At 53.7% G+C, this 26,021-nt stretch carries 21 protein-coding genes, 2 tRNA genes, 2 rRNA genes and 1 other RNA gene; 24 read left to right on the top strand and 2 right to left on the bottom strand.

The window, feature by feature from the left end; translation table 11 throughout:
• Nucleotides 1-325: 325 nt before the first annotated feature.
• Complete coding sequence (locus tag ACI48J_RS01375) at nt 326-2,404, bottom strand: PBP1A family penicillin-binding protein (RefSeq protein WP_326051029.1); 2,079 nt, start codon at nt 2,402-2,404, stop codon at nt 326-328.
• Between the two features lie 375 nt (nt 2,405-2,779).
• Between ACI48J_RS01375 and speE the strand changes: the two genes are divergently transcribed.
• From speE to argS, 4 genes are all read left to right on the top strand, one after another.
• Nucleotides 2,780-3,607: a polyamine aminopropyltransferase gene (speE, locus tag ACI48J_RS01380; protein WP_042235191.1), complete on the top strand. Its 828-nt coding sequence runs from the start codon at nt 2,780-2,782 to the stop codon at nt 3,605-3,607.
• 34 nt (nt 3,608-3,641) lie between these two features.
• Complete coding sequence (speB, locus tag ACI48J_RS01385; protein WP_326051032.1) at nt 3,642-4,511, top strand: agmatinase; 870 nt, start codon at nt 3,642-3,644, stop codon at nt 4,509-4,511.
• 273 nt (nt 4,512-4,784) lie between these two features.
• Entirely contained in the window at nt 4,785-5,201 is a 417-nt protein-coding gene (locus tag ACI48J_RS01390) for a DUF1934 domain-containing protein (protein ID WP_405081349.1), read from the top strand.
• Nucleotides 5,198-6,871, top strand: a complete 1,674-nt coding sequence (gene argS, locus ACI48J_RS01395) for an arginine--tRNA ligase (protein ID WP_405081350.1) — start codon at nt 5,198-5,200, stop codon at nt 6,869-6,871. The genes ACI48J_RS01390 and argS overlap by 4 nt, the downstream gene beginning before the upstream one ends.
• A gap of 290 nt (nt 6,872-7,161) precedes the next feature.
• Here the strand turns inward: argS and ACI48J_RS01400 are convergent, their stop codons facing one another.
• Nucleotides 7,162-8,340, bottom strand: a complete 1,179-nt coding sequence (locus ACI48J_RS01400) for a S8 family peptidase (protein WP_405081351.1) — start codon at nt 8,338-8,340, stop codon at nt 7,162-7,164.
• Between the two features lie 370 nt (nt 8,341-8,710).
• On the opposite strand from ACI48J_RS01400, the gene rpoE reads away from it, so the two are divergent.
• The 20 genes from rpoE to ACI48J_RS01500 all read left to right on the top strand — a co-directional run bounded on the left by rpoE (nt 8,711) and on the right by ACI48J_RS01500 (nt 25,776).
• Nucleotides 8,711-9,298, top strand: a complete 588-nt coding sequence (gene rpoE, locus ACI48J_RS01405; protein ID WP_405081352.1) for a DNA-directed RNA polymerase subunit delta — start codon at nt 8,711-8,713, stop codon at nt 9,296-9,298.
• A gap of 300 nt (nt 9,299-9,598) precedes the next feature.
• Nucleotides 9,599-11,215, top strand: coding sequence for a CTP synthase (locus ACI48J_RS01410; protein WP_326051039.1), 1,617 nt, complete (start codon nt 9,599-9,601; stop codon nt 11,213-11,215).
• A 160-nt stretch (nt 11,216-11,375) separates the two neighbouring features.
• Complete coding sequence (locus ACI48J_RS01415) at nt 11,376-11,756, top strand: response regulator (RefSeq protein WP_103997954.1); 381 nt, start codon at nt 11,376-11,378, stop codon at nt 11,754-11,756.
• 156 nt (nt 11,757-11,912) lie between these two features.
• Nucleotides 11,913-12,767: a class II fructose-1,6-bisphosphate aldolase gene (fba, locus tag ACI48J_RS01420; RefSeq protein ID WP_009671622.1), complete on the top strand. Its 855-nt coding sequence runs from the start codon at nt 11,913-11,915 to the stop codon at nt 12,765-12,767.
• Between the two features lie 339 nt (nt 12,768-13,106).
• Nucleotides 13,107-14,366, top strand: a complete 1,260-nt coding sequence (locus ACI48J_RS01425; protein WP_042235207.1) for a UDP-N-acetylglucosamine 1-carboxyvinyltransferase — start codon at nt 13,107-13,109, stop codon at nt 14,364-14,366.
• Nucleotides 14,367-14,459: 93 nt separating this feature from the next.
• Nucleotides 14,460-15,752 carry a transcription termination factor Rho gene (rho, locus tag ACI48J_RS01430; RefSeq protein ID WP_009671576.1) on the top strand — a complete coding sequence of 431 codons (1,293 nt, stop codon included), beginning with the start codon at nt 14,460-14,462 and terminating at the stop codon, nt 15,750-15,752.
• Between the two features lie 53 nt (nt 15,753-15,805).
• Nucleotides 15,806-17,068 (top strand): radical SAM protein, encoded by a 1,263-nt coding sequence (locus tag ACI48J_RS01435; protein WP_326051043.1) that lies wholly within the window; start codon nt 15,806-15,808, stop codon nt 17,066-17,068.
• 104 nt (nt 17,069-17,172) lie between these two features.
• Nucleotides 17,173-17,370 carry a 50S ribosomal protein L31 gene (gene rpmE / locus ACI48J_RS01440; protein ID WP_016423669.1) on the top strand — a complete coding sequence of 66 codons (198 nt, stop codon included), beginning with the start codon at nt 17,173-17,175 and terminating at the stop codon, nt 17,368-17,370.
• A 100-nt stretch (nt 17,371-17,470) separates the two neighbouring features.
• Nucleotides 17,471-17,872 carry a hypothetical protein gene (locus tag ACI48J_RS01445; RefSeq protein ID WP_326051046.1) on the top strand — a complete coding sequence of 134 codons (402 nt, stop codon included), beginning with the start codon at nt 17,471-17,473 and terminating at the stop codon, nt 17,870-17,872.
• A 94-nt stretch (nt 17,873-17,966) separates the two neighbouring features.
• Nucleotides 17,967-18,231, top strand: an RNA gene (ffs, locus tag ACI48J_RS01450) — signal recognition particle sRNA large type.
• Nucleotides 18,232-18,420: 189 nt separating this feature from the next.
• Entirely contained in the window at nt 18,421-19,869 is a 1,449-nt protein-coding gene (locus tag ACI48J_RS01455; RefSeq protein ID WP_405081353.1) for an ATP-binding protein, read from the top strand.
• 86 nt (nt 19,870-19,955) lie between these two features.
• Nucleotides 19,956-21,695, top strand: coding sequence for a DNA polymerase III subunit gamma/tau (dnaX, locus tag ACI48J_RS01460; protein WP_405081355.1), 1,740 nt, complete (start codon nt 19,956-19,958; stop codon nt 21,693-21,695).
• Nucleotides 21,696-21,730: 35 nt separating this feature from the next.
• A complete protein-coding gene (locus tag ACI48J_RS01465; RefSeq protein ID WP_009671602.1) occupies nt 21,731-22,042 on the top strand; it encodes a YbaB/EbfC family nucleoid-associated protein in 312 nt (103 codons plus the stop codon).
• 62 nt (nt 22,043-22,104) lie between these two features.
• Complete coding sequence (recR, locus tag ACI48J_RS01470) at nt 22,105-22,701, top strand: recombination mediator RecR (RefSeq protein ID WP_405081356.1); 597 nt, start codon at nt 22,105-22,107, stop codon at nt 22,699-22,701.
• 174 nt (nt 22,702-22,875) lie between these two features.
• Nucleotides 22,876-23,151, top strand: a complete 276-nt coding sequence (locus ACI48J_RS01475; RefSeq protein ID WP_405081358.1) for a DUF2508 family protein — start codon at nt 22,876-22,878, stop codon at nt 23,149-23,151.
• Nucleotides 23,148-23,411, top strand: coding sequence for a pro-sigmaK processing inhibitor BofA family protein (locus ACI48J_RS01480; RefSeq protein ID WP_009671598.1), 264 nt, complete (start codon nt 23,148-23,150; stop codon nt 23,409-23,411). The genes ACI48J_RS01475 and ACI48J_RS01480 overlap by 4 nt, the downstream gene beginning before the upstream one ends.
• A 271-nt stretch (nt 23,412-23,682) precedes the next feature.
• A 16S ribosomal RNA gene (locus ACI48J_RS01485) occupies nt 23,683-25,236 on the top strand.
• Nucleotides 25,237-25,384: 148 nt separating this feature from the next.
• Nucleotides 25,385-25,501, top strand: a 5S ribosomal RNA gene (gene rrf, locus ACI48J_RS01490).
• Nucleotides 25,502-25,592: 91 nt separating this feature from the next.
• Nucleotides 25,593-25,669: transfer RNA gene (locus ACI48J_RS01495), tRNA-Ile, on the top strand.
• 31 nt (nt 25,670-25,700) lie between these two features.
• Nucleotides 25,701-25,776, top strand: a tRNA-Ala gene (locus ACI48J_RS01500).
• Nucleotides 25,777-26,021 lie beyond the last annotated feature (245 nt).

Here is a 26,021-nt window from a genome sequence, read left to right on the forward strand (position 1 = left end):
AACAAAGGCAGATGGGAGCCCGCGCTCTCATCTGCCTTTGTTTTCGTTTTTTACCGGGCGAGGGGCCGCATCGCCGGAAAATACTCAGCCTGGCCTTCCACCGGGAGCTGTCTCAACGTCCGCGAGCGAGTTCCCGGACGCGTGTCCAGCCCGGCTCACGCCGCTGAGCTTCTGCCTTTGCGGGGGCGGAGCGGCCGGAGCCGTCACACGAAGGCCGGATCTTCCCTTCGGCGGCTCTGCCGGGCACCGCTGCTGATCTCAGCGGATGCTGCCCTCAACGGAGAGAATCTGCCGGCATCGCTGCCGGTGCTGCCTTCCGTTCCCGCTACTCGTTCCACCAGCGCTTGACATCATCCCACCAGGAGCGCGCTCCGCTGCCGAACCCTTTGCCCTTGGCGGCCCGGTTCGTGCAGTACTCCTTCGGCTCCGTGCCGGAGAGGAACGCCTCGTTGCGCGCGCCGGTCGTACAGTCTTCATTGGCGAGCTTGCCGCTCTTCGGATCAATGTAGACGGTCGTGACTCCCTCCGGCACCGGGAAGAGCTTAGGCGGAATCGCCTCCAGGACGGCTTCGGTGTAGCCGGCGAAGATCGGCGAAGCGAGATGCGATTCCGCCGTGTTGATCGCGCGCCCTTTGTCGTAGCCGACCCAGACGGCGGTGACCAGCTCGGGCGTGTAGCCGACCATCCACGCGTCGGTGTCGGTCGTGCCCGTCTTGCCCGCGACGGGCCGCTTGATCGTGGCGGCCACCCGGCTGCCGGTACCGCCATCCTCGAATACGCTCTCCATCATATGGGTGAGCACGTAAGCGGGCGCGGCATCGGCGACGCGTTCGCTTTTCGGCGCAGCCTGATAGAGGACGCTGCCGGCCATATCTTCGATCTTGATAATGGCTGTCGGCTCGACCCGGACTCCCTGATTGGCCAGGGCGGAGAAGGCGGCCGCCATCTCGTACGGACTGACCGGATAGGTGCCCAGCGCGAGGGAGGGCAGCGGCTTCAGATCGCTTGTAATGCCGAACTTCCGCGCGTTGTCGATGACCTTCTGGGGACCGACCTTCAGAATCGTATCGACCGCGAAAATATTGTCCGACTTGGCGATCGCCCGGCGCATGTCGATGTCCGCATTTTCGTACTGGTCATTGTAGTTGCGGGGCGTGTAAGACTGCCGCCCCTCATCGTATTTGAAGACGGTCGGTTCGCTTCGGACCGTGCTGAGCGGCGTAAAGCCGTTCTGCAGAGCCGTCAGGTAGACGAACGGCTTGAAGGAGGAGCCCGGCTGGCGGGTCGTCGCAAACACGCGGTTAAACTGATTGGCTCCGTAATCCTTGCCGCCTACCATCGCTTTAACGTAGCCGGTTCGCGGATCGAGCGAGATTAGAGCGCCCTGAATCTCGCTTTCTTTGGGCAGCTGCTTGGCCATCTGCTCTTCCGCGATTTTCTGCGCTTTCAGATCCAGCGTCGTATAAATATTCAGGCCGCCTTGTTCGAACTGGTCTTCCGTGATGCCGAGCTTCTGCACGGCCAGCGTTTTGATATAGTCGCGGAAGTACGGGGCCTGCGAAGGTTTCTTTTCTACCAGCGGCTGAACGGTCAGCTTCTCCTGCTTGGCCGCATCCGCTTCCTGCTGGGTAATGAAGCCTTCCTTCGCCATCGTCTGGAGTACGACGTTTTTCCGGTCCATCGCATTCTCCATGTTATAGTAGGGCGAATAAAATTTCGGCCCTTTCGGCACGCCTACGAGCATGGCGCTCTGCGCCAGGGACAGGTCCTTGGCATGCTTGCCGAAGAACAGCTGGGAAGCCGCCTCGATTCCATACGTGGAGTGGCCGTAGTAAATCTGATTCAGGTAGCTCTCCAGAATCTGATCCTTGGTCAGCTGCATTTCCATCTGCACGGCATAGACCGTTTCTTTGATTTTACGCGTCCAGGTGCGGTCGTGATTCAAATACAAGTTCCTTGCCAGCTGCTGGGTAATCGTCCCGGCCCCCTGCACCTTGGACATGCTTTTCAGATTGACGATGGCTGCGCGCGCAATGCTTTTGACATCAAAGCCCGGATGACTGTAGAAGTTCTGATCTTCTATCGCGAGCGTCGCTTTGACCACATACACGGAAATGTCGCTGATCGGCACGATCTTGCGGTTCTGGCCGGAATCCAGCGTATCGATTAAAGCTCCGTTAACGTCGAATATTTGGGACGTCTGGAGTACCTTTGTGACCGGAAGCGCCTGTGAGCGCAAATAGAGAAGGAACACCCCTCCCAGTACGCACAGGACCAGAAACGTCGTAAAGGAGAAAGTGAATCCCCGTTTTAAACGGCGAGGCCAGTTCTTGTCCGCTGGACCTGGCGGCTTTTTGTCGGGAGCGGCATTGTTTTCGGGTTCGTTCTGTTGGTCGTCGGCCAAGAGTCCCTCACTCTCCTTTCTTGTCGGGCCTAGCGGGTTCAAGCATGTGCTTAGGATAAATAATAGAGGCATATTACACAGTATGGAAAAGCTTTCCGGCCCCTATTCAGGCATTATCCCTTCCGCTTCCTAAAATTTCGTAAAACGGCCCGTCCGTCCTGCAAATTTCTTGCATTTCGGGTTCAATCCTCTATAATACAATTTGTGCGTGCAAACCCTCAAGGCGCAAGGCTCATTCCGCGCATGGTTTTACCCGCTTGTGGTACAATGATGAGGATACTATTCAGTACGAAATAATGGAGCGGTCGGTCTCATTTCCGGGCTTGTCCGCATGCACTCCTTACATCACTATACTTAAGAAAAGAGGCTGGGAATATGGAACTTTGGTATACCGAGAAACAGACGGAAGACTTCGGCATCACCGCCAAGATTAAAGAAACGCTGGTGACCGAGAAAACCGATTTTCAGGATCTGGCTATGATCGATACAGCCGAATGGGGCCGCATGCTCGTTCTGGACGGCATGGTCATGACGACCGTAAGAGACGAATTCGTCTATCATGAAATGGTTGCGCATCCTGCCCTGGTTACCCACCCGAACCCTAAAAACGTTCTTGTGGTAGGCGGCGGAGACGGCGGCGTCATTCGTGAAGTGCTGAAGCATCCGAAAGTGGAAAAAGCCGTTCTGGTTGAAATCGACGGCAAAGTCATCGAGTATTCGAAGAAATACCTTCCCGAGATTGCCGGCGAGCTGGACAACCCTCGTGTCGAAGTAATCGTCAACGACGGTTACATGCATATCCACGATCACAAAAATACATACGACGTGATCATGGTCGATTCCACCGAGCCCGTCGGTCCGGCCGTGGAACTGTTCACGAAAGGCTTCTACCAAGGCATCTACGATGCGCTTAAAGAAGACGGCATTTTCGTGGCGCAAACGGACAACCCTTGGTTCAAAGCGGACCTGATTCAAACGGTTAACCGCGACGTTCGCGAAATCTTCCCGATCGTCCGCGTTTACGGCGCGAATATCCCGACTTACCCGAGCGGTCTCTGGACGTTCACCATGGGCAGCAAAAAATACGATCCGCTTCAAGTCGAAGAAGCTTCGATTCCCGAATTCGAAACGAAATACTACACGCCGCGCCTCCACAAGGCCGCGTTTGCTCTGCCTAAATTCGTTGAAGATCTCGTAAAATAAGGACTGTTTCCGAACAGAAAGGTGCGATGACCGCATGCGTTTAGACCAAGCTTACTCCGGCAACATTTTTATCGCCGCCTCCGAGGACTACGCGTCCTCCCGTGCCGTACTTTACGGCATGCCCATGGACTACACGGTCAGCTTCCGTCCGGGCTCCCGTTTCGGCCCTGCCCGCATCCGTGAGGTTTCCATCGGACTGGAAGAATACAGTCCGTATCTCGATAAGAGCCTCGACGAGGTGAAATACTTCGACGCCGGCGACCTGATGCTGCCTTTCGGCAACGCGGGACGCAGCCTCGACATCATCGGCGAATACGTCCGCGGCCTTCTGAGCGACGGCAAGTTCCCGCTCGGTATGGGCGGCGAGCACCTTGTGTCCTGGCCAGTCATTCGCGAAGTACACGCGAAGTACCCGGATCTGGCGCTCATTCACATCGACGCGCATGCCGACCTTCGCGAGCAGTATGAAGGCGAGCCGCTGTCTCACTCGACGCCGATCCGCAAAGCGGCCGAGCTTATCGGCGGCAAGAACGTGTACCAGTTCGGCATCCGTTCCGGTATGCGCGAAGAGTTCGAGTACGCGCGCAAGAACTTGAACTTGTACCCGTTCGAAGTTCTGGAGCCGCTCAAGAAGGTGCTGCCGGAGCTTGCGGGCCGTCCGGTTTACCTGACGATCGACATCGACGTGCTCGATCCGTCCGCAGCACCGGGCACAGGAACGGCCGAAGCGGGCGGTATCACAAGCAAGGAATTGCTTGCGGCTATTCACGCCATCGCCGGTTCCGAGCTGAACATCGTAGGCGCCGACGTGGTTGAAGTGGCCCCGGTATACGATCCGTCCGAACAGACACAGATCGTAGCGGCCAAGCTGATCCGCGAGATTTTGCTGGGTCTGGTGAAATAACTTTTAATCGTCAATAACATACGATGCGTAATCCCATCCTCCAGGCCTTGTGTCTGGGGGATTTTTACTCATCGGGGGTTTCACGTGCGACGGTGCCGGCGAATAAAGGCTTTGGGCTGCGGCTGCAATGATCCATTGAAAATACCCGTATGATACTATACACTTAGAGCTAACTTTGCTTTTTGCCGGGCCGCACGGGCGGGAAGCCGGTTTTGGCCGGGAAATTCCCGGAAGCGGCAGGGCACAGTCAAGAAAGAACGGAGCGTTCGGGTCATGTCCAACAAGAAAAACGTCCGTATCCGCATAACTAGCGTTGCCGGACAGGAATCGATCATACAGGAAGCCAGCGGAGAGCTGTACATCCGGGAGGGAAAAGTATATGTCCTCTACCAGGAGACATCCGAAGAAATGGGCAGCACCTCGACGATGGTAAAAGCGGGTCCCGAGGAGCTTAAGATTACGAGAAAAGGACAGGTCGGCTCCGAGCAGACGTTTGTCGCGGGTCATTCCCGGACAGGCTGGTACCGGATGCCCGAGGGCTCTATCCCCATGGAAACCCGCACGCGGACGTACGTCCGGAATCTCCAAGACGGCATCGGCGTTATTGATTGGAGCTACGACCTGTATGTAGGCGAGGAACACGCCGGTTTATATACATTATCGTTAACGATTCAGGAGGATGTAAGATGAATGTGCTCGAGCAGGTAAAAGAAACGCTTAAAGTAACGATAGGCGAGGCCGCGGTCGCGGCGGGACTCGTACAGGCTTCGGAGCTTCCCGAGATTGTGCTGGAAGTACCGAAAGATAAGTCTCACGGTGATTTTGCAACTAACCTGGCCATGCAGCTTTCCCGGATTGCCAAGCAGAATCCCCGCGCGATTGCGGAACAATTGATCGGGAAACTCGACAAAGAGAAAGCCCAGATCGCGGAAGTTCAAATCGCGGGCCCCGGGTTTATCAATTTCCGTATGGACAAAAGCTACCTCTATCCGATTCTTGCGCAAGTGGCGGAGCAGTCGGACCGCTACGGCGCGGTGAACGTGGGGCAAGGACGCAAGGTTCAGGTGGAATTCGTCAGCGCAAACCCGACAGGTTCCCTGCACCTCGGACACGCCCGCGGCGCGGCGGTAGGCGATGCTCTGTGCAACGTGCTGGCTCTCGCCGGTTACAACGTTACGCGTGAATATTACATCAACGATGCGGGCAATCAGGTCAACAACCTGGCTAAATCCATCGAAGCGCGCTATCTGCAGGCTCTGGGGCAGGATGCCCAGATGCCGGAGGACGGCTACCACGGCGAAGATATTAAAGGATTCGCCGGCGAGCTGGCGGCCGAAGAGGGCGACCGCCTGACCAAACTCGGACAGGACGAGCGTTTGGCCTATTTCCGCCAGTACGGGCTGAAAAAAGAACTCGATAAAATCAAGCGCGACCTAGGACGGTTCGGCGTCAAGTTTGACGAATGGTTTTCCGAAACTTCCATTTATGAAAATAACCTGATCGACGATGTGCTCGGCAAACTCCGCGAATCCGGTTACGTGTACGAGCTGGACGGAGCAACCTGGCTGCGTACGACAGAGCTTGGCGACGATAAGGACCGTGTTCTGATCAAAAACGACGGTTCCTTCACGTATTTGACGCCGGACGTGGCTTACCACCGGAATAAGTTCCAGCGCGGCTACGACGAACTGATCAATATTTGGGGAGCGGACCACCACGGCTATATTCCGCGTATGAAAGCGGCCATGACGGCGCTCGGCTACGACGCGAACCGTCTGACGGTGCTTATCGCCCAGATGGTGAGCCTGTTCCAGAACGGCGAGAAGGTTAAAATGTCCAAGCGTACCGGCAAAGCGGTCACGATGGAAGACTTGATGGACGAAGTGGGCGTCGACGCCATCCGTTACTTCTTCACGATGCGCAGCATGGACTCGCATCTTGATTTCGACATGGATTTGGCGATTTCCAAATCCAATGAGAATCCCGTGTTCTACGTGCAGTATGCGCATGCACGGATTTGCAGCATCTTCCGGCAGGCGGAAGAGCAGGGTGTGGAGCTGCGCGGGCTGGCGCAGGTGGATTTGTCCCGGCTTTCGACGGAAGCCGAGTATGAGCTGCTGCGCAAAATCGGCGAGCTTCCGCAGGAAGTCGCCGTCGCGGCCGAGCTGTATGCGCCCCACCGCCTGATCCGCTACGTGTACGATCTGGCCGGGCTGTTCCACAGCTACTACAGAGCGGAGCGCGTCATCACCGAGGATGCGGAGCAGACACAGGCCCGCCTGGCGCTGCTGGGCGCGCTGCGCACCGTTATCGCCAACGTGCTGGCACTCGTAGGCGTATCCGCTCCGGACCGGATGTAGACTCCGGCCGGGCTGGACACAACGAAGCGGCCGCGGGCACGCTGAGGCACAGCCGCTGTGGGAGAAGTGCCGCGTGAGCTGCCGGAGCGCCGTGCAGCGCCGCACAGCGGCAGAGCATGGGCGGCTTCGCTCGGCTGGTCCGACCGGGCTGTCCATTCCCGTAGAATGGGACAGCCCCCGGCGTACCGCTCTACGGGTTCGCACCCGTAGTAGCCGCTCTGCTCCGCAGGTCGCGGCCTTGCCGCTTCGCGGCGCACCAAATCAAACAAAGTCTGACGCTTTTAGCGGCGTCAGGCTTTGTTTGTTTTGAGCAGGGCGGTAACGGCGCGCCTCGCATGGATGAGGCCGGGGGCTTCCGTGCCTTCCGGCTGCTTCGCTTTGGTGAGCGGCGTTGCGCTCCGCCGGAGAATCTGCTTGATCTGCTGCGGCCGCAGGGAGGGCCTAACCGACAGCATGAGCGCGATGACACCGCTCACATGCGCCGTCGCCATCGAGGTGCCGCTGAGCTCGTTGTACTTGCCGTGCAGCCAACAGGAATAGATGCTTTCCCCCGGCGCAAAAATGTCTATGCGTTTGCCGCGGTTGCTGAAGGGGGCGACTTTGTTGACCTTGGTCGTGGCTCCTACGGAGAAGACACTCGGGAAACGCGCCGGATAATCGATCGCGGCTCCTTTGCCGTCGTTGCCGGATGAAGCGACGACGATGGTGCCGGATTGATAAGCGTTTATCACCGCTTCCTCCAGCGCCCGGCTGTACGTTTTCATCCCGAAGCTCATATTGATGATGTCCAGGCCGTTGCGCACACACCAGTCGATACCCGCCACAATGTCCGAAACGAACGCGCTCCCGTTCATGTCGAATGCTTTAACCGCGTGGATGATGGCTTTTGGAGCTACCCCCACAATACCTATCCGTCCCGCCGCGGCGATGGTTCCGGCTATATGTGTACCGTGTCCGTTGTCGTCATAGGCGGGCTGGTTGCGGTTGAGCAGGTTGATGCCCCGGGCGACCGAGGCCTGCAAATCCGGGTGGTAGTAGTCGATGCCGGTGTCGATAACGCCGATCGTGACGCGGCTTCCCTTAGCTTTTTTCCATACGTCCGGAGCTTTGATCTGTTGGACGCCCCAGGGGATAAACTGAGAGCCTTCGGACGTTTTTTCGACGATTTCCGATGTCTTTAATGTTTTTCTGGGCCGCAGCTGGATATTTATGGACGCATCCTCTTCAATAGAGAGAACGGCGGGATGCTTAATCAGTTCCGCACGGTTACGGATTGGGCAAGAGATCCCCCGGATCAGTTTCAGATCATAGACGGAGGACAGGCTGGAGAGTGTATCTTTGTGCATGCGGATAAGCTCGGTGACCTGCCGGTAATCCCGATCGCTCTGGAAAAGAATGATGTGCCGGCGCTCCCCCTGCGATGCCTGGATTTCTTCATGCAGCATCATGAGCAATCGTTTCGAGTCCAAAGCCCCATTCCTCCCATAAACCGAAGGTGCGATTCTGGCTTATTATATGTACAGGTCGGGGGGCCCGACTGAGATTAAGGCCCCTTTCCAAATAAATAGGTGCATCGCCGTGTCAACGTGCTCTTGCCTACATAACATAAAGGGAGAGGTGAAACATCTCTCGGTTTCAAGGGGCGGGGACGAGCGGATCGCCGTTTCGTTCGTAACCGCAGGATACAGTCGGAAAGCGGAGGGAAACCTTCGCTTTTACTCTTGTTTCGGGGGACAGGCGGGCGGGAGTTGCATTTTTACATAAAATAGGTTTTACTTAAGGATGAAATGGGATAAGGTAGTTAAAGTATTGTTAATACGGTGAAGGGAAGTGCCACAAATGAGTAGCCCGTACACACTGAAAATCAAGCCGGAAAAAGCCGCGGAAATGCCGATGGTGGATCTGGCGTTTGAGGTGCTTAAAGCGGCCAACACGCCGTTCTATTATCGCGACCTGATGCAGGAAATCGCGAAAATCAAAGGCTTGGCCGAAAATGAAACGATGAATGTCATTGCCCAACTATATACAGAGATTAATATCGATGGCCGTTTTGCTTGCGTCGGAACAAACCTGTGGGGCCTGAAGCGCTGGTATCCGGTCGAGAAATCGGACGATGCCGTAGGCAACGCCAAGCGTCCGCGTATCATCAACGACGAGGACGACGATCTCGACGAGGATCCGTACTCCGAGGAAGAAGAATACAAAGAAGAAGAGTACGATACCTTCACGGCGGACGGTTTCGACAAGAATGACGCCGAAGAAGAAGAAGAGGAAGAAGAGGAAGAGGAAGACACCGAATTCTTCGAGGAAGAAGAGCTGGACGAAGAGCTGGAAGACGCCGAAATCGACGAAGAAGTGGATGAAGAATCCGACGATGATTCCGACGACGATGAAGATTTCGAGGCCGGCGACGAGAAGGATAAATAATTCATCGTGGCGGTTCTTGACAGAGGATGTCGTTCTTAGTAAACTATTGCATGGGCTTTAAAAAGAACGACCAAATTTACGCCATATAAAAAGTGCCCCGTATACCACGGGTGTCACTTTTTTTGTTTTTTCAGGGACATTATTTGATGTCCCGGAGGTTTTGGTGGAAGCCTAGAAGGGACCGGCCGTTTTCTTGGACTGCCGCATATGCGGCAGGCACTCAGGCGTTCGGTCCCCCACTTTTGTACGGCGAACCTTTATGCACCCAAGAATTTAGATATGCTCGAAAGGAGTTCTCAGATGACTAAGTATATTTTTGTAACCGGGGGTGTCGTTTCCTCGCTCGGTAAAGGCATCACGGCGGCTTCTCTGGGCCGCTTGCTCAAAAACCGGGGTCTGAAAGTGACCATCCAGAAGTTTGACCCCTACATTAACATCGATCCGGGGACGATGAGCCCTTACCAGCACGGGGAAGTTTTCGTAACGGACGACGGCGCCGAAACTGACCTCGATCTGGGTCACTACGAACGGTTTATTGACATCAATCTCTCTAAGAACTCCAACGTAACGACGGGTAAAGTGTATTCTTCCGTTATTACCAAAGAGCGCAGAGGCGAATACCTGGGCGGAACGGTACAAGTTATTCCTCACATTACAAATGAAATCAAGGACCGCGTGTTCCGTGCCGGCCGCGAAGCGGGTTCGGATGTAGTGATCACCGAAATCGGCGGAACCGTGGGCGATATCGAGAGCCTTCCGTTCCTCGAAGCGATCCGTCAGATCAAGAGCGACATTGGCCGCGAGAACGTGATGTACATTCACGTCACCCTGATTCCTTACATCAAAGCCGCGGGCGAAGTCAAAACGAAACCGACCCAGCACAGCGTAAAAGAGCTGCGCAGCCTCGGTATCCAGCCGCACGTGATCGTCTGCCGTACGGAGCATGCTCTTACGGAAGACATGAAGCGCAAGATCGCCCAGTTCTGCGACACCGATCCGGAAGCGGTCGTGGAATGCCTGGACGCCGAGACCTTGTACGAAGTGCCGATGATGCTCAGAGAGCAGGGGCTTGACGATATCGTCGTCAATCACCTGAAGCTCGGCGGCGCGGCGCAGCCGGACATGACCGAGTGGGAACAGCTCGTCCAGCGCGTCAAAGGCTTGAAAGAAACGACCGAGATCGCCATCGTAGGCAAGTATGTCGCCCTGCATGACGCTTACCTCAGCATCGTGGAATCTCTGGGCCATGCCGGCATCGACAACGGAGCCGAAGTGAAGATCCGCTGGGTCAACGCGGAAGAAGTATACGATCACAACGTGGACGAGCTTCTCGGCGGCGTGGACGGCATTCTCGTTCCGGGCGGCTTCGGAGACCGCGGTATCGAGGGCAAGGTTATCGCCATCCGCCATGCGCGCGAGAAGAAGATTCCGTTCTTCGGTATCTGCCTGGGTATGCAGGTTGCGGTGATCGAGTATGCGCGCGCGCTTGCCGGCCTCGAGGGAGCGAACAGCTCCGAGATCAACCCGGTCACGCCTTACCCGGTTATCGACCTGCTGCCGGAGCAGAAGGATATCGAGAACCTTGGCGGAACGATGCGTCTGGGACTCTATCCTTGTAAACTGGCGGAAGGTTCCCTGGCCATGCAGTGCTACAATGACGAGCTTGTGTACGAACGTCACCGTCACCGGTACGAGTTTAACAACGAATACCGTGAAATGATCGAATCCGCAGGACTGCGCATCTCCGGTACTTCTCCGGACGGCCGTCTGGTCGAAATCGTCGAGCTTCCGGACCACCCTTGGTTCCTGGCCGTTCAATTCCATCCGGAATTTACGTCCCGTCCGAACCGTCCGCAGCCGCTTTTCCGTGAGTTCGTGAAAGCAGCCTTTACCTATAAGCAAGAATCCCGGGCGTAATAGCCGGGATTTTTCTTTTTTTTTACTTATTTGTTCATTCTCCCGGATGGTAGGGAGGAAATCGGCAAGTCGATAGCGAAGTAGGGGGGAGTTCGAGTTCGCACGGCTGCAAAGTTCATATTCGGAACTCAGCCTTGAGCTTGTGGAAGGAGGCTTTCCCGTGAGTAAAAAAATCCTAATCGTAGACGATCAGAATGGAATCCGGATGCTTCTTATGGAAGTGTTCAGCAACGAGGGTTACGAAACCCATCAAGCGCCTAACGGCAAAACCGCCTTGGAGATTGTTAAAACACATTCTCCCGATCTGGTCCTTCTGGATATGAAAATTCCAGGCATGGACGGTTTAGATATTCTGAAGCACGTCAAAAGTATCGATCCCTCCATCAAGGTCATCATGATGACCGCCTACGGAGAGCTGGATATGATCAAAGAAGCCACGGAACTCGGGGCCATCATGCATTTTACAAAACCGTTCGATATCGACGAATTGCGGCTGGCTGTCCATACGCAGTTGATTGAAACTACACCGCTGGGATCCTGATTGCAAGGGTCCTTTTTTTGTGAAAACTTTCACGTCATCCGGCAGGCTCGGTTACGTTTTGTCAGGGAGTGTGCTATAATAACACCGTATGACAAAAAGAGCGGCAGCGCATCTTAAAAACGATCAAGCCAACACACACAGTAGGAGGAAGAAATCATGCCATTGGTTTCAATGAATGAATTTTTACCTAAGGCTAAAGCAAACAAGTTTGCGGTAGGCCAGTTCAACATGAACAACCTGGAGTTTGCCCAAGCGATCACGGAAGCGGCTATGGAGCTGAACTCTCCGTTCATTTTCGGTGTCAGCGAAGGCGCGCTCAAGTATATGGGGATCGAATACACGGTAGCGATCGCGGAAGCGGCTGCCAAGCAATCCGGCCTTCCGATTGCCCTTCACCTCGACCACGGCAGCTCTTTCGAAGTGGCCATGAAATGTATCCGTGCCGGCTTCAGCTCCGTTATGTTCGACGGTTCCCACTACTCTTATGAAGAGAACGTACGCCTGACCAAAGAAGTCGTAAAAGCCGCGCACGCAATGGGCGTTTCCGTTGAAGGCGAGCTTGGAACGATCGGCGGCGTTGAAGATGATATCTCCGTAGACGAAGCTGATGCTAACCTGGCTAAGCCGGAAGAAGCGATCCGCTACTACGAAGAAACCGGAGTCGATTGTGTGGCAATCGCGGTCGGAACTGCACACGGCATGTATGCAGGCGAGCCGAACATTCACTTTGACATCATCGAGAAAGTTTCGCAGGCGATCCCGATTCCTGTCGTTCTTCACGGCGGATCCGGCGTTCCCGACGAAATGATCAAGAAAGCGATCGCAGCGGGCGCAGGCAAAGTTAACGTGAACACGGAGAACCAAGTGGCCGCTACTGCCGCTATCCGTGAAGTTCTCGGTGCCGACGCTAAAGTATACGATCCTCGCAAATACCTCACCCCAGCACGCAAAGCGATGGTTGAAGTCGTGAAATCCAAAATTCAACTGTTCGGCAGCGCTAACCAAGCTTAATACCGATTCAGATAGAGACAGAGACGGGAAATGCATCTTAACGGATGCATTTCTCTCTTCTATTTTAGGTTCCGTATCCATCCCAGACGCCTCATACTCCCTTAAAAGTTGACAACGCACGTAAACTGCGTTTTATTTAGATATGTACGCTTGATTTCTATTTGATATGTTTATTTTGTGAGCCGGAAGCCAGCCTCCGATTTAACGGGCGGCCTTCTATTTTGTTTGCAGCCAAACACGAGCTGCTTCTAGTTGTTGCAGCAGGTCACTTTTGATTTTTTACAAATTGTAGTTAAGCAGCTAAGCTATCTACCGGAAGCAGGGGGAAGATAACGCATTATGGAAAAACTAATGATCGCAGGCGGACGTCCGCTCAAAGGGACAGTAACAATCAGCGGGGCCAAGAACAGTGCCGTTGCTTTAATACCCGCCGCGATACTCGCCGAATCGACGGTTACCTTGGACAATTTGCCGCACCTTAGCGATGTGGCTATCTATACAGAAATTCTTAGCGAACTCGGGGCTTCCATCGAATGGAACAACGAGCAGATGATTATCGATCCGAGCGCGATGAAGAGCAAGCCGATGCCCAACGGCAACGTAAAGAAACTTAGAGCCTCCTATTATCTCATGGGAGCCATGCTGGGAAGATTCGGCGAGGCCATAATCGGTCTGCCGGGCGGCTGCAATTTCGAGCCGCGTCCGATTGATTTGCATATCAAAGGGTTCGAGGCGCTGGGCGCCGAAATTTCGAATGAGAACGGCTCGCTGCATATTCGGGCCAAACAGCTCCGCGGAGCCAAAATTTATTTGGATATGGTCAGTGTAGGCGCAACCATCAACATCATGCTTGCCGCCTCCCGTGCCAAAGGCTTCACTTTGATTGAAAATGCGGCCAAAGAGCCTGAAATTATAGATGTAGCAACACTCCTGAACTCTATGGGAGCGAAAATCAAAGGAGCCGGAACGGAAACAATCCGCATCGAAGGGGTAGACGAGATGCACGGCTGCCGGCACTCCATTATCCCTGACCGTATCCAGGCGGGGACCTACATGATTGCCGCAGCCGCGACGCGGGGAGACGTAACGGTAGATAATATTATTCCGAAGCATATGGAAGCGATGACGGCCAAGCTGCAGGAAATGGGCGTTGAAATTCACGAGATGGATGAGTCGATCCGCGTGGTGGGTCGAGCTCTTTACGACAGTATAGATGTAAAAGCGCTGGTTTATCCCGGCTTTGCGACGGACCTTCAATCCCCGATGACGAGTCTGCTTACGCAGACTACCGGTGTGAGCATGCTGACGGACCTTGTCTACAGCAACCGGTTCAAGCATGTGCCTGAACTGGTCCGCATGGGAGCCAAGATCAAAGTAGAGGGCCGGACAGCCATCATCGAGGGTGGCACGCTAAGTGCGGCGAAAGTGAAAGCAAGCGACCTGCGGGCAGGCGCAGCCTTGGTTATTGCGGGTCTTACCGTGCCGTCCGATGTTACGGAGGTTACAGGCGTGGAATATATTGACCGCGGTTATGACAATCTTGTTGCTAACCTGACTTTACTTGGCGCGGAAGTATGGCGCGAGAACGGCGAAGAATAGGCCCGGAATAAGATAGCGGCCTTAGGGCAACACTGGGTACTAGCTTTTTAGATTTATGGAATTAATAACTTACTAGTTTGGTGGTTGAATAGAATGGATATGCACCTCGCGCAGTTGGAGGCACTCAAGCTTACGGAGCTTTATAAGCTCGCCAAAAAATATCAGATCCCATACTATGGGCAGCTTAAGAAAAAAGAGCTCATCTTTTCCATTCTGCGGGCCCAGGCGGCGGAAAGCGGCCTCATGTTTATGGAAGGAGTTCTGGAGGTTCTGCAGGAGGGATTTGGATTCCTGCGTCCGATTAACTACCTTCCGAGTACGGAGGACATCTACATTTCTGCCTCCCAGATCCGTAAATTCGACCTCCGCTCAGGAGATCTTGTTTCCGGCAAATGCCGTCCGCCGAAAGAGAACGAGCGTTATTTCGGACTTCTGCACGTGGAAGCCGTCAATGGCGAAAGCCCCGACACGGCGTCCGAACGTCTGCACTTCCCGGCTCTCACACCGCTGTATCCGCAGACGAAGGTTGTTCTCGAAACGTCTCCCGAGAAGCTCTCGACGAGAATCATGGACCTTATGGCGCCCGTCGGTCTCGGACAGCGCGGTCTGATCGTTGCGCCTCCGAAAGCGGGGAAAACCCTGCTTCTCAAAGAAATCGCGAACAGCATTTCCACGAACTATCCGGAGATCGAGCTATTCGTTCTTCTGATCGACGAACGTCCGGAAGAAGTGACCGATATGCAGCGTTCCGTCAAAGGGGAAGTGGTCGCTTCCACTTTCGACGAGCTGCCGGAAAATCACATCAAGGTAGCGGAGCTTGTTCTGGAACGGGCGCAGCGTCTTGTCGAACATAAGAAGGACGTCGTCATTCTTTTGGACAGCATTACCCGTCTGGCTCGAGCCTACAACCTCGTTGTTCCGCCGTCCGGCCGTACATTGTCCGGGGGGATTGATCCGGGAGCATTTCATCGTCCGAAGCGTTTCTTCGGTGCCGCCCGGAATATCGAAGAAGGCGGCAGCCTGACCATTCTGGCCACCGCGCTCGTCGAAACGGGATCGCGTATGGATGACGTCATTTATGAAGAATTTAAAGGCACGGGGAATATGGAGCTTCATCTGGACCGTAAACTTGCGGAACGCCGTACATTCCCGGCTATCGATATCCGCCGTTCGGGCACGCGCCGCGAAGAAAGTCTGCTTACCAAAGAAGAACTCGAGAAGGTATGGGGATTGCGCAAGAGCATGAACGATACTTATGAATATACGGAAGCTTTTATCAAGAAACTGGGTGAGACGAAGACGAATCAGGAATTCCTGGATTCCCTGGAGACCAACAACGGGAACGTAACGTTGGGTAAAGGGAAAATGAAAAATTCCGCTTCCTGAGTATAGGTTGCTGAAAAATTCACTTCAATCCCCATTCAAAGGAGTACCTGACAATGAATGTGGTTTATGCGGACCCGTCCGGGAATGTATTCGATCATCCCGATTACGAAGCGCTCGGACGGAGTGCCGATCAGATTGTGGAACTATTGGAAGAAGAGCTGATCCCGCTGCCGGAGGGGGCGACTCTGGTAAGTCTGCCTCATACGAGAGCGGTCGGGATCAACACGGAAACGGGCGAAATGGAAGTTCTGCCCGGGGATTTTGCGGCCGTTGGCGCGCTTCTGCCTCAGGGCTTTACACGACTTATGCTGCCCGGTTACGTGAAAACCGATAAAGAGGAGAAGTTTCCTCTATTCGGTTACACAGCCGTCGTGTGGAAAGACGGGGCTTTCTACGTTGCCGCGGAACAGTGCGACGACCCGGAACCGTGGAACCCGCGCAACTGCGATCCGGACGAGCTGGAGGTCAGCGTTGAAAAGCTGCGCGCCCGGTATCCGGAGAACCGCCTATACGAGCACCTGTCCAAATGCGCGCTGGAATACGAATGCCTGACCGCGTCAAATACCTTCCTGAACCGCTGGGAAGGCGCGGTGCCGGTTTCTTTCTCCTGCAACGCAGGCTGCTTCGGCTGCATCTCCGAACAGCCCGACGACAGCGGATTTCCCGCTCCGCAGACACGGATGAACTTTAAGCCGCAGGCTAAAGAACTCGCCGAGGTTATGCTGGAGCATCTCAAGACGCCGGACAGCATTATTTCCTTCGGTCAAGGCTGCGAAGGCGAGCCGTCCACGCAGGCCAAGCTTATTATCGAGGCCATGCGCGAAGTGCGCAGCCGTACCGATATGGGCTATATCAATATCAATACCAACGCCGGGTTAAGCGATCATATCCGCGGAATTGTAGACGCGGGGCTTGACCTCATGCGGGTCAGCACCATTTCGGCTCTCGACGATCACTATAACGCGTACTACAAGCCGCGGGGATACACGCTCGCCAACGTCGAGAAATCGCTGAAATACGCTTCGAGCAAAGGCGTCATCACATCGATCAACTATCTGATTTTCCCGGGTGTAACCGACCGCGAAGAAGAAGTGGAAGCGATGATCGAATTTGTGCGCCGGACCGGACTGCGTCTGATCCAGATGAGGAATCTCAATATCGATCCGGAAAGCTATCTGAATCTGATTCCGAAAGCCCAAGGAGACATTCTGGGTATGAAGCAGATGCTGGATATTTACCGTGAGGAACTGCCCGATGTGGTGATCGGTTCGTACACGCATATACCGGCTTTCTTCGACCGTGCCCAGCGAGCTTGAATAACCCCATTGCAATAAAAGATATACTCATGCTATAATGAATTTATGTGTCATCATAACTCTGGTTCGACGAATAGATCCAGGGCGGAAAGAGGTGAATGGGAATGAAACAAGGGATCCATCCCAACTATCACGAAACAACGGTAACTTGCGCATGCGGCAACACTTTCGAGAGCGGCTCTGTTAGAGAGAACCTCCGCGTAGAGATTTGCTCCAACTGCCATCCGTTCTTCACCGGCAAACAGAAGTTTATCGATGCCGGCGGTCGTGTGGACAAGTTCAAGAAGAAATACGGTATCTAATTCGAGGTTTTTCCTCAATTCGGATTGCATAACACAACCCCCCGGGGCCATCCTAATAGCGTGCCTTGCACGAAGCAGGATACCAAGGGGGGTTTTTGCTTTGGGAAACGTTATTGTCAAGCGGTTCGCAGGAGGCTTATTGGCCGGTCTTGTGATGGCCGCAGCCATAACCGGATGCAGTCCGGGTCAGCCGGCCGGTCCGAAAGCGTACAATTACTCCAGCGACGGATATTTGGGCACGACAAGCGCAAATCCGAATCTGGCGTTAAACCCGGGCTACCACACTTACCAAGCCGATTCTGACATCGCGCTGTCGGTGTTGGGAAGGCTGAAGGGCGTTGTGGACACTCATCTTCAGTTTAACGGTCCGATCGGTTACGTTAAGCTCACCGTCCCTTCCGGAATGCCGCAGGAGAAAGCCGCCGCGATCCGGGCACAGGCCGAGCAGGATCTGCACACGCAATTGCCGAGATACCGCTTTATCGTTACCGTTAAACGGTAGCAAAACGCTTTTATTCCAGGATCTTGTCGCTGTCTTCTGGTAAGTTTCTCCCCGGAGTTGCACTTTGCTTCACAATGGGCTATACTTATTTTTGCCGTGCTAGACGGGGAGGTAGCGGTGCCCTGTTGCCCGCAATCCGCTGTAGCGGGGTTGAATCCCTGTTAGAGGTACTGTCGATGTGAGGTCTGGCCTTTACACGTGGTGTTGAGAGTCGGGTCCTTCGCAATGAGCACCAGTGAACCCGGTCAGGTCCGGAAGGAAGCAGCCGTAAGCAGGACCGCCCATGTGCCGAGGGGTTGCCTAACTTGAGCTAACGATAAAGGTACGTTCGTATCGCTTTATCAATAACAGGTGCACGGCCTTATATAAGATTACAAAAAACGAGCCTTCCGGCAGCGGAGGGCTTTTTTTGCGTTCTCTTTTTCTACATAAAAATGACAGTTCGTCGATTTTTGTTTTCCAATAGAAGGAAATTGCTAAAAATGAGAGAATAGGTAAACATTCGCAGTCTTTCGGCTTAAAGCTGTTATAAAGAGGGGGAAGGACAAATGTTGGATGCCAGCCTTCATCATATAGGGGTGTTCATTTCCGCAGCTGAGCTGGGAGTAAGATTGGAAGAAATGTTCAAGGGCTGTTTGATTGTAGCCAATGCTCACAATGAGATGGTGTACGTAAACGAACCATTTTTGAAACGTACCGGATATACCGCGGAGGACATGAAAATGGCGCCTTTTTCGGAGGTCATCCAACTTCCTGAACCGGTTGACCGTTTTTATAGCCGGCATTTCGATACAGATAGCGATAAGACGGACACCAAGTATCCTATCGCGATCGTAAAAGACAGTCAGGGGTTTATCCAGCTGCAGAAATGCAGCATGCTGTTTGCGGAAGTGAACAGCGAGCCTCATTACCTCTTTCTGCTCGACGACCTGGAGGAAATGTCGGAACAAAATTTGCTTCAGCGTTTCTCGGGTACCTTTTTAAGGGATGTCAATCTGGGCGTTCTGCTCATAGATACCGAATTCCGGCTCGTGGATATCAGCGATATGGCCTGCCGGGTGCTGGGCTTTCATAAAGAATCCATCCTGTTCAAAAGAATAGAAGATATCTTTGCTTCGGTCCCTCCGGAACACCGGCTTGTCGAGAGAACTCTTCTGGACGGCAGAATCGTAAGGAATCATGCGGTGTCTTGGATGAACAATCAAGAACGGTACGAACTGCTGCTGGACTCCAACTTACTGAGGGACAATGAAGATCAAATCGTTGGCGCTTACATTATTTTTAAAGATGTGACCAACCTACGGTCTCTTGAGGCCCAGGTTCAGCGGAGCGACCGCCTGGCCATGATCGGACAGATTGCCGCGGGTACGGCGCACGAAATCAGAAATCCGTTAACGTCGATTAAGGGATTTTTGCAGGTGCTTAAGAAGACGTTCGAATCCAAGGATATGGCCAAAGAGCAGGGTTATATCGATGTCATGCTGGATGAGATCAACCGGGTAAACGAACTGGTTAACGAATTTCTTCTCCTCGGCAAGCCTAAGAACGTTCTGCTGCAGAAAATCGACGTTTCCACGGTAATCAAAGGAATACTGCCGATCATCAACAATGAGGCGATTCTGCATAAAGTACACATGAACTATGAGGAATCCAGCGGGCTGCCGCCCGTTATCGCCGACCAGGAGCTTTTAAAGCAGGTTTTTCTGAATATATGCAAAAACGGCATTGAGGCGCTGACGGATGGAGGTACCCTGACCATAGCGGAAAAACTTGATCCCGACGGCAGATTCGTGAATATCGAAGTGCACGATACGGGCCCCGGAATCCCGGTTTATGTCATCGATAAAATATTCGATCCGTTCTTTACGACCAAAGAGGAAGGAACGGGACTCGGACTGTCGGTCTGCCAACGGATTATCCACGATATGGGCGGTCATATACGCGTATCGTCCAAAGGCTACGGAACGACCTTCACTGTCAGCATCCCCTGTATCTGATCCCCGCGCTTTCCGAGTTTTATTCCCGCTCGGGTTATAGTATAATGGGTTCAATAATTCAGAACGAATTATTGGAGAGTAAACCTATGACACATATTGCTTTATACCGGACTTGGCGATCCCAAGCATTCCGGGAGTTAGTCGGCCAGAAGCCGATCGTACAGACGCTGCAGAATTCTCTGCGTGAACAACGATTTACCCATGCTTATTTATTCAGCGGTCCCCGCGGTACAGGGAAGACGAGCGCGGCCAAGATTTTGGCCAAAGCCGTTAACTGTGTGCACGGGCCTGCCGAAGAACCGTGCAATGAATGTGAGGCCTGCATCCGGATCTCCCAGGGCTCGGTCATGGACGTCGTCGAAATCGATGCCGCATCGAATCGCGGTGTCGAAGAGATTCGCGACATCCGGGACAAAGTGAAATATGCACCGACGGAAGTTCGGTACAAAGTATATATCATCGACGAAGTCCATATGCTGACCACCGAAGCTTTCAACGCTCTCCTCAAGACGTTAGAGGAGCCGCCGGCTCACGTTATCTTTATTTTGGCTACAACGGAACCTCACAAGCTTCCCGCTACTATCATCTCCCGCTGCCAGCGGTTTGATTTCCGCCGCGTGTCGATGGAAGAGCAGGTCGGGCGGCTCGCCTACGTGTGCCGTGAAGAGAACATCGCTATCGAAGAAGAGGCTCTTCACTACATTGCGCGCCTGTCGGAAGGCGGAATGCGGGATGCCTTAAGCTTGCTGGACCAGGCATCTTCTTTTGCCGTGGGAACCATTGCCGCAAGCGATGTGGTTGCCATGACGGGCGGCCTGGCATCGGATCAGTTTGAGAAACTGGTCGGAAGCATGAAGGAGCAGGACATTGGCGCCGCACTCGAGCTGATCGATCAGTTTATGCAGGAAGGCAAGAGCGCGGATAAATGTATGGAGAACCTGATCCATTATTTCCGCGATCTTCTGATGATCCGTCTCGTTCCGGATTCGTCCGTGCTGACGGAACGCGTTTTCGATGTCGCCCGGCTGGATCAGGTTGCGTCCCGTTTCGGGACCGATCAGCTTATCACGATCATCGAAGTGCTGAATCAGTACCAAAGCGAGATGAAATATTCCGTGCAGCCGCAGACGATCTTGGAAGTCGCGGTTATGAAAGCATGCGGAGCCATTGCTTCGGGAGGCGGAAGCCGCCCGTCTGAGGCCGCGCCGGTTTCCCGCTCGGCGGCTGAGCCGGAACCGGAAGCCCTGTCCCAGCTTACCCGCAGAATCCAGCAGCTGGAAGAGCAGCTTGCCAAGCTGATGCAAGGGGGAGTCCCCGTTGCGGGTGCGCAGCAAGCGGCCCGGTCTCCGGTAGCGCCGCGTTCTTCTAACGCCGCGGTGCGCAAGGCTTCGGTCAGGCTGGACGATTTCACGGCCGCAGTCGAAAGCCACCACACCCGGGCCCTGCTCGGCAAGTGGACGCAGATTCTGGCTATGGTCAAGGAACGGAAGATCACCGTTCATGCCTGGCTGGTGGACGGAGAGCCCGTCGCGATTCATGGGGACACGGTTCTGGTGGCCTTCAAAAGCGCAATGCACCGTGATACGACAGAGAAACCGGCCAATAAGCAGCTGATTGAGCAGGTGATTTCCGAAGCGCTCGGAGAAACGCTTAAGCTGGCGACCGTCATGCAGAAAGAATGGAAGGAAGCCCGCGAAGGCGCCTCCGAGCCTGCCAGGGAAGAAATGACGCTGCAAGCCGAAGACTCGGAACCCGATAAGGAACCGTGGGTGGACGAAGCGATCAAGCTGTTCGGCGAAGATCTGGTGAGCATTAAGGATGAATAAGGGATCAGCCCCATTAAGACGAAGGAGTTGGGAATATGAATAACATGAACCAAATGATGAAACAAGTGAAGAAAATGCAGGAACAGATGCTGAAAGTCCAAGAGGAACTCGGGAGCAAAACCGTCGAAGGAACGGCCGGTGGCGGCGTGGTTACGGTCACTGCGAACGGGCATAAGAAAGTGACGGCAATCGCCATTAAGCCGGAAGCGGTCGATCCGGACGATGTTGAAATGCTGCAGGACCTTGTTCTGACAGCCGTGAACGATGCGCTGAACAAAGCGGAGGAACTGGCCGGCAAAGACATGGGTAAATTTACGGGCGGAATGAATATTCCCGGACTGTTTTAAGGTAGAGGGCTTCGTAAGAAGCCTTTTTTCCATCTTTATTTACAAAAAGGAGAAACCCCGCGTTGCATTATCCAGAACCGATTTCCAAATTAATCGACGCATTTACACGCTTGCCCGGCGTCGGCCCCAAAACAGCCGGACGTCTGGCTTTTCACGTTCTCCGTATGAAGGAAGAAGACGTGCTTGATTTTGCCAAGGCGCTCGTGAACGTCAAACGCAATCTCCACTACTGCTCCGTCTGCTGCAATATCACGGATATCGATCCGTGCCGCATCTGTCAGGATAAGAGCCGCGACAGGTCCGTTATCTGCGTGGTTCAGGAGCCGAAGGATTTGGTTGCGATGGAGCGGACGAGAGAATTCGACGGCTATTATCATGTGCTGCACGGCGCCATTTCTCCTATGGAGGGCATTGGACCGGATCAGATTCACATTGCCGAACTGTTGAAACGTCTCGGAGACGAGCAGGTTAAAGAGATGATTCTGGCAACCAACCCCAACATAGAAGGAGAAGCTACGGCCATGTATCTTTCCAGGCTGGTTAAAGGCTTCGGCCTTAAGGTGACCCGTATCGCGCATGGCCTTCCTGTCGGGGGAGATCTAGAGTATGCGGATGAAGTAACGCTCACCAAGGCGCTTGAAGGCCGCAGGGAGATTTAGGCGGCTCTCTTCTTAGTTTGCACTGCATTCTTGATTGAAAATAAAATTTGGCCCGCCTTTCTTTATGAAGGCGGCTTTTTTTGTTTTCGGACAGGTTCTAATCGGGTCTCTCTTCTCCATAGGATATTAAAGGCGACAGGCTCATGGCGATTATGAGTACAGGGGGGGAAAGGCATGAATGACCTGAGGAAGAATGCATTCTTGTTTCAGCGGGGGACCCGAAAAACAGACGAACAGGACAAGCAGGAGCTGCTGGCCGAGATCAGATTGGCCCTTTCGCAATGGAAAACGGCGCAGCACCATTTCGAGCACGCATTGGAAAAAGACGAGATCGATTATGCCATCTATGCGGTGGAGGCGGCGGAAAAACGTTATGAAATGCTGCTCAGGCAAGCTAAAAAACTGAACGTGACGTCCGCTTATCATATTACTGCGGAGGTGCGGGGATGAAAACGGCCGTATGGGGAATGCTTGCTTTGTCGGCCGGAGCTCTGCTGTTTTTGCTGGTTCGCCAGCCGGGGGTCCGCAAAATTTTTTCAAGCATCGGTGTACATGTTGTGGTAGCGGCGTTTCTTCTTTATGGTATACAGCTGTTAAGTGGATATACCCGGTTCGAACTGCCGATCAACATCTATACGGTAGGGACCGTATCCGTTCTAGGAGTACCTGGATTGATGCTTCTGGCCGCTCTTAAAGTCGTGCTTGTGTAAGCTGCCGGTATTTATATTTCACATGGTTAAAATTGTATGTTTGAAAATTGTTGACTTCATATTTGTCCCGTGGTATCTTATTTAAGTCGCCGCTGAAACACGGTGCCAACAACGAGGCTGACAAGCCGAGATTGTCCTTTGAAAACTGAACAACGAGTGATTGAAGCGTCTCAAGTAATTGAGACATTAAATGAGAAGAAATTCTCGTCAGCTTTGAATGTTTGAGCTTAATCAGCTTGAGATAAACCGCTGGCCATTGGCCGGCACAACTTTATCGGAGAGTTTGATCCTGGCTCAGGACGAACGCTGGCGGCGTGCCTAATACATGCAAGTCGAGCGGACTTGAAGAGAAGCTTGCTTCTCGGATAGTTAGCGGCGGACGGGTGAGTAACACGTAGGCAACCTGCCTGTAAGATCGGGATAACTACCGGAAACGGTAGCTAAGACCGGATAACCGGTTTCTCCGCATGGGGAGATCGTGAAACACGGAGCAATCTGTGGCTTACGGATGGGCCTGCGGCGCATTAGCTAGTTGGTGAGGTAACGGCTCACCAAGGCGACGATGCGTAGCCGACCTGAGAGGGTGAACGGCCACACTGGGACTGAGACACGGCCCAGACTCCTACGGGAGGCAGCAGTAGGGAATCTTCCGCAATGGACGCAAGTCTGACGGAGCAACGCCGCGTGAGTGATGAAGGTTTTCGGATCGTAAAGCTCTGTTGCCAGGGAAGAACGCCAAGGAGAGTAACTGCTCTTTGGGTGACGGTACCTGAGAAGAAAGCCCCGGCTAACTACGTGCCAGCAGCCGCGGTAATACGTAGGGGGCAAGCGTTGTCCGGAATTATTGGGCGTAAAGCGCGCGCAGGCGGTTTTTTAAGTCTGGTGTTTAATCCCGAGGCTCAACCTCGGTTCGCACCGGAAACTGGGAGACTGGAGTGCAGGAGAGGAAAGTGGAATTCCACGTGTAGCGGTGAAATGCGTAGAGATGTGGAGGAACACCAGTGGCGAAGGCGACTTTCTGGCCTGTAACTGACGCTGAGGCGCGAAAGCGTGGGGAGCAAACAGGATTAGATACCCTGGTAGTCCACGCCGTAAACGATGCATGCTAGGTGTTAGGGGTTTCGATACCCTTGGTGCCGAAGTTAACACAGTAAGCATGCCGCCTGGGGAGTACGCTCGCAAGAGTGAAACTCAAAGGAATTGACGGGGACCCGCACAAGCAGTGGAGTATGTGGTTTAATTCGAAGCAACGCGAAGAACCTTACCAGGTCTTGACATCCCTCTGACCGGCTTAGAGATAAGCCTTTCCTTCGGGACAGAGGAGACAGGTGGTGCATGGTTGTCGTCAGCTCGTGTCGTGAGATGTTGGGTTAAGTCCCGCAACGAGCGCAACCCTTGAACTTAGTTGCCAGCAGGTGAAGCTGGGCACTCTAAGTTGACTGCCGGTGACAAACCGGAGGAAGGCGGGGATGACGTCAAATCATCATGCCCCTTATGACCTGGGCTACACACGTACTACAATGGCCGGTACAACGGGAAGCGAAGGAGCGATCCGGAGCCAATCCTAGAAAAGCTGGTCTCAGTTCGGATTGCAGGCTGCAACTCGCCTGCATGAAGTCGGAATTGCTAGTAATCGCGGATCAGCATGCCGCGGTGAATACGTTCCCGGGTCTTGTACACACCGCCCGTCACACCACGAGAGTTTACAACACCCGAAGTCGGTGAGGTAACCGCAAGGGGCCAGCCGCCGAAGGTGGGGTAGATGATTGGGGTGAAGTCGTAACAAGGTAGCCGTATCGGAAGGTGCGGCTGGATCACCTCCTTTCTATGGAGACTCGGGTCCTGAAACGGACCCAGTCAAGAAGGCATCGCCTTCAACCTTCAATCACTCGTTGTCAGTTTTGAAAGGGCAAGAACCTTTCAAGCTACAAACCCTTTCTGGAGTTTGGCGACTCCGGAAACCACGCAATTCGTTTGGTGACGATGGCGGAAGGGAACCACGCGTACCCATCCCGAACACGACCGTTAAGCCTTCCAGCGCCGATGGTACTTGGACCGAAGGGTCCTGGGAGAGTAGGACGTTGCCAAGCGAACCCACTTTGTGGGTTTTTATTTTGCGAAAAGAGCAGGCAGTTGCTTGCTAGCACGCAAGACCAAAGTGAGTGAGAACTCACAGCATACGGGCCCTTAGCTCAGCTGGTTAGAGCGCACCCCTGATAAGGGTGAGGTCGGTGGTTCGAGTCCACTAGGGCCCACCATTTTCCTGACAACCACATAAGGATACCTTTTGGGGCCATAGCTCAGCTGGGAGAGCGCCTGCCTTGCAAGCAGGAGGTCAGCGGTTCGATCCCGCTTGGCTCCACCAAAACCTTCTTCCAAACGGTCGTAATTTCCAGTAAATTACGGGTTGATCTGAAGATGCGTGATGTGGTAAGATACTTCTTGCCGCTTTGAGCGGTAACGAAGTCAGTTGATCCTTGAAAACTAGATAGCGAAACATGTAACTAGAATCATCCAAAACCTTGATGGTTTGATGTAAAGCGAAGTTATATGCTGAGAAGTGATTTTTTAAGCGCAGCTTAATAGCACGAGTCAGGATATAACGGAGCG

Origin of the sequence: Paenibacillus chitinolyticus (genome assembly GCF_045038035.1) — a bacterium.
GTDB classification, from domain to species: Bacteria; Bacillota; Bacilli; order Paenibacillales; family NBRC-103111; genus Paenibacillus_F; species Paenibacillus_F chitinolyticus_A.

What these genes read in the sequence shown, in the direction of transcription:
- speE (WP_042235191.1), top strand. Translation starts at nt 2,780, where the DNA reads ATGGAACTTTGGTATACCGAGAAACAGACGGAAGACTTCGGCATCACC.
- speB (WP_326051032.1), top strand. Translation starts at nt 3,642, where the DNA reads ATGCGTTTAGACCAAGCTTACTCCGGCAACATTTTTATCGCCGCCTCC.
- ACI48J_RS01390 (WP_405081349.1), top strand. Translation starts at nt 4,785, where the DNA reads ATGTCCAACAAGAAAAACGTCCGTATCCGCATAACTAGCGTTGCCGGA.
- argS (WP_405081350.1), top strand. Translation starts at nt 5,198, where the DNA reads ATGAATGTGCTCGAGCAGGTAAAAGAAACGCTTAAAGTAACGATAGGC.
- rpoE (WP_405081352.1), top strand. Translation starts at nt 8,711, where the DNA reads ATGAGTAGCCCGTACACACTGAAAATCAAGCCGGAAAAAGCCGCGGAA.
- ACI48J_RS01410 (WP_326051039.1), top strand. Translation starts at nt 9,599, where the DNA reads ATGACTAAGTATATTTTTGTAACCGGGGGTGTCGTTTCCTCGCTCGGT.
- fba (WP_009671622.1), top strand. Translation starts at nt 11,913, where the DNA reads ATGCCATTGGTTTCAATGAATGAATTTTTACCTAAGGCTAAAGCAAAC.
- ACI48J_RS01425 (WP_042235207.1), top strand. Translation starts at nt 13,107, where the DNA reads ATGGAAAAACTAATGATCGCAGGCGGACGTCCGCTCAAAGGGACAGTA.
- rho (WP_009671576.1), top strand. Translation starts at nt 14,460, where the DNA reads ATGGATATGCACCTCGCGCAGTTGGAGGCACTCAAGCTTACGGAGCTT.
- ACI48J_RS01435 (WP_326051043.1), top strand. Translation starts at nt 15,806, where the DNA reads ATGAATGTGGTTTATGCGGACCCGTCCGGGAATGTATTCGATCATCCC.
- rpmE (WP_016423669.1), top strand. Translation starts at nt 17,173, where the DNA reads ATGAAACAAGGGATCCATCCCAACTATCACGAAACAACGGTAACTTGC.
- ACI48J_RS01455 (WP_405081353.1), top strand. Translation starts at nt 18,421, where the DNA reads ATGTTGGATGCCAGCCTTCATCATATAGGGGTGTTCATTTCCGCAGCT.
- dnaX (WP_405081355.1), top strand. Translation starts at nt 19,956, where the DNA reads ATGACACATATTGCTTTATACCGGACTTGGCGATCCCAAGCATTCCGG.
- ACI48J_RS01465 (WP_009671602.1), top strand. Translation starts at nt 21,731, where the DNA reads ATGAATAACATGAACCAAATGATGAAACAAGTGAAGAAAATGCAGGAA.
- ACI48J_RS01475 (WP_405081358.1), top strand. Translation starts at nt 22,876, where the DNA reads ATGAATGACCTGAGGAAGAATGCATTCTTGTTTCAGCGGGGGACCCGA.
- ACI48J_RS01480 (WP_009671598.1), top strand. Translation starts at nt 23,148, where the DNA reads ATGAAAACGGCCGTATGGGGAATGCTTGCTTTGTCGGCCGGAGCTCTG.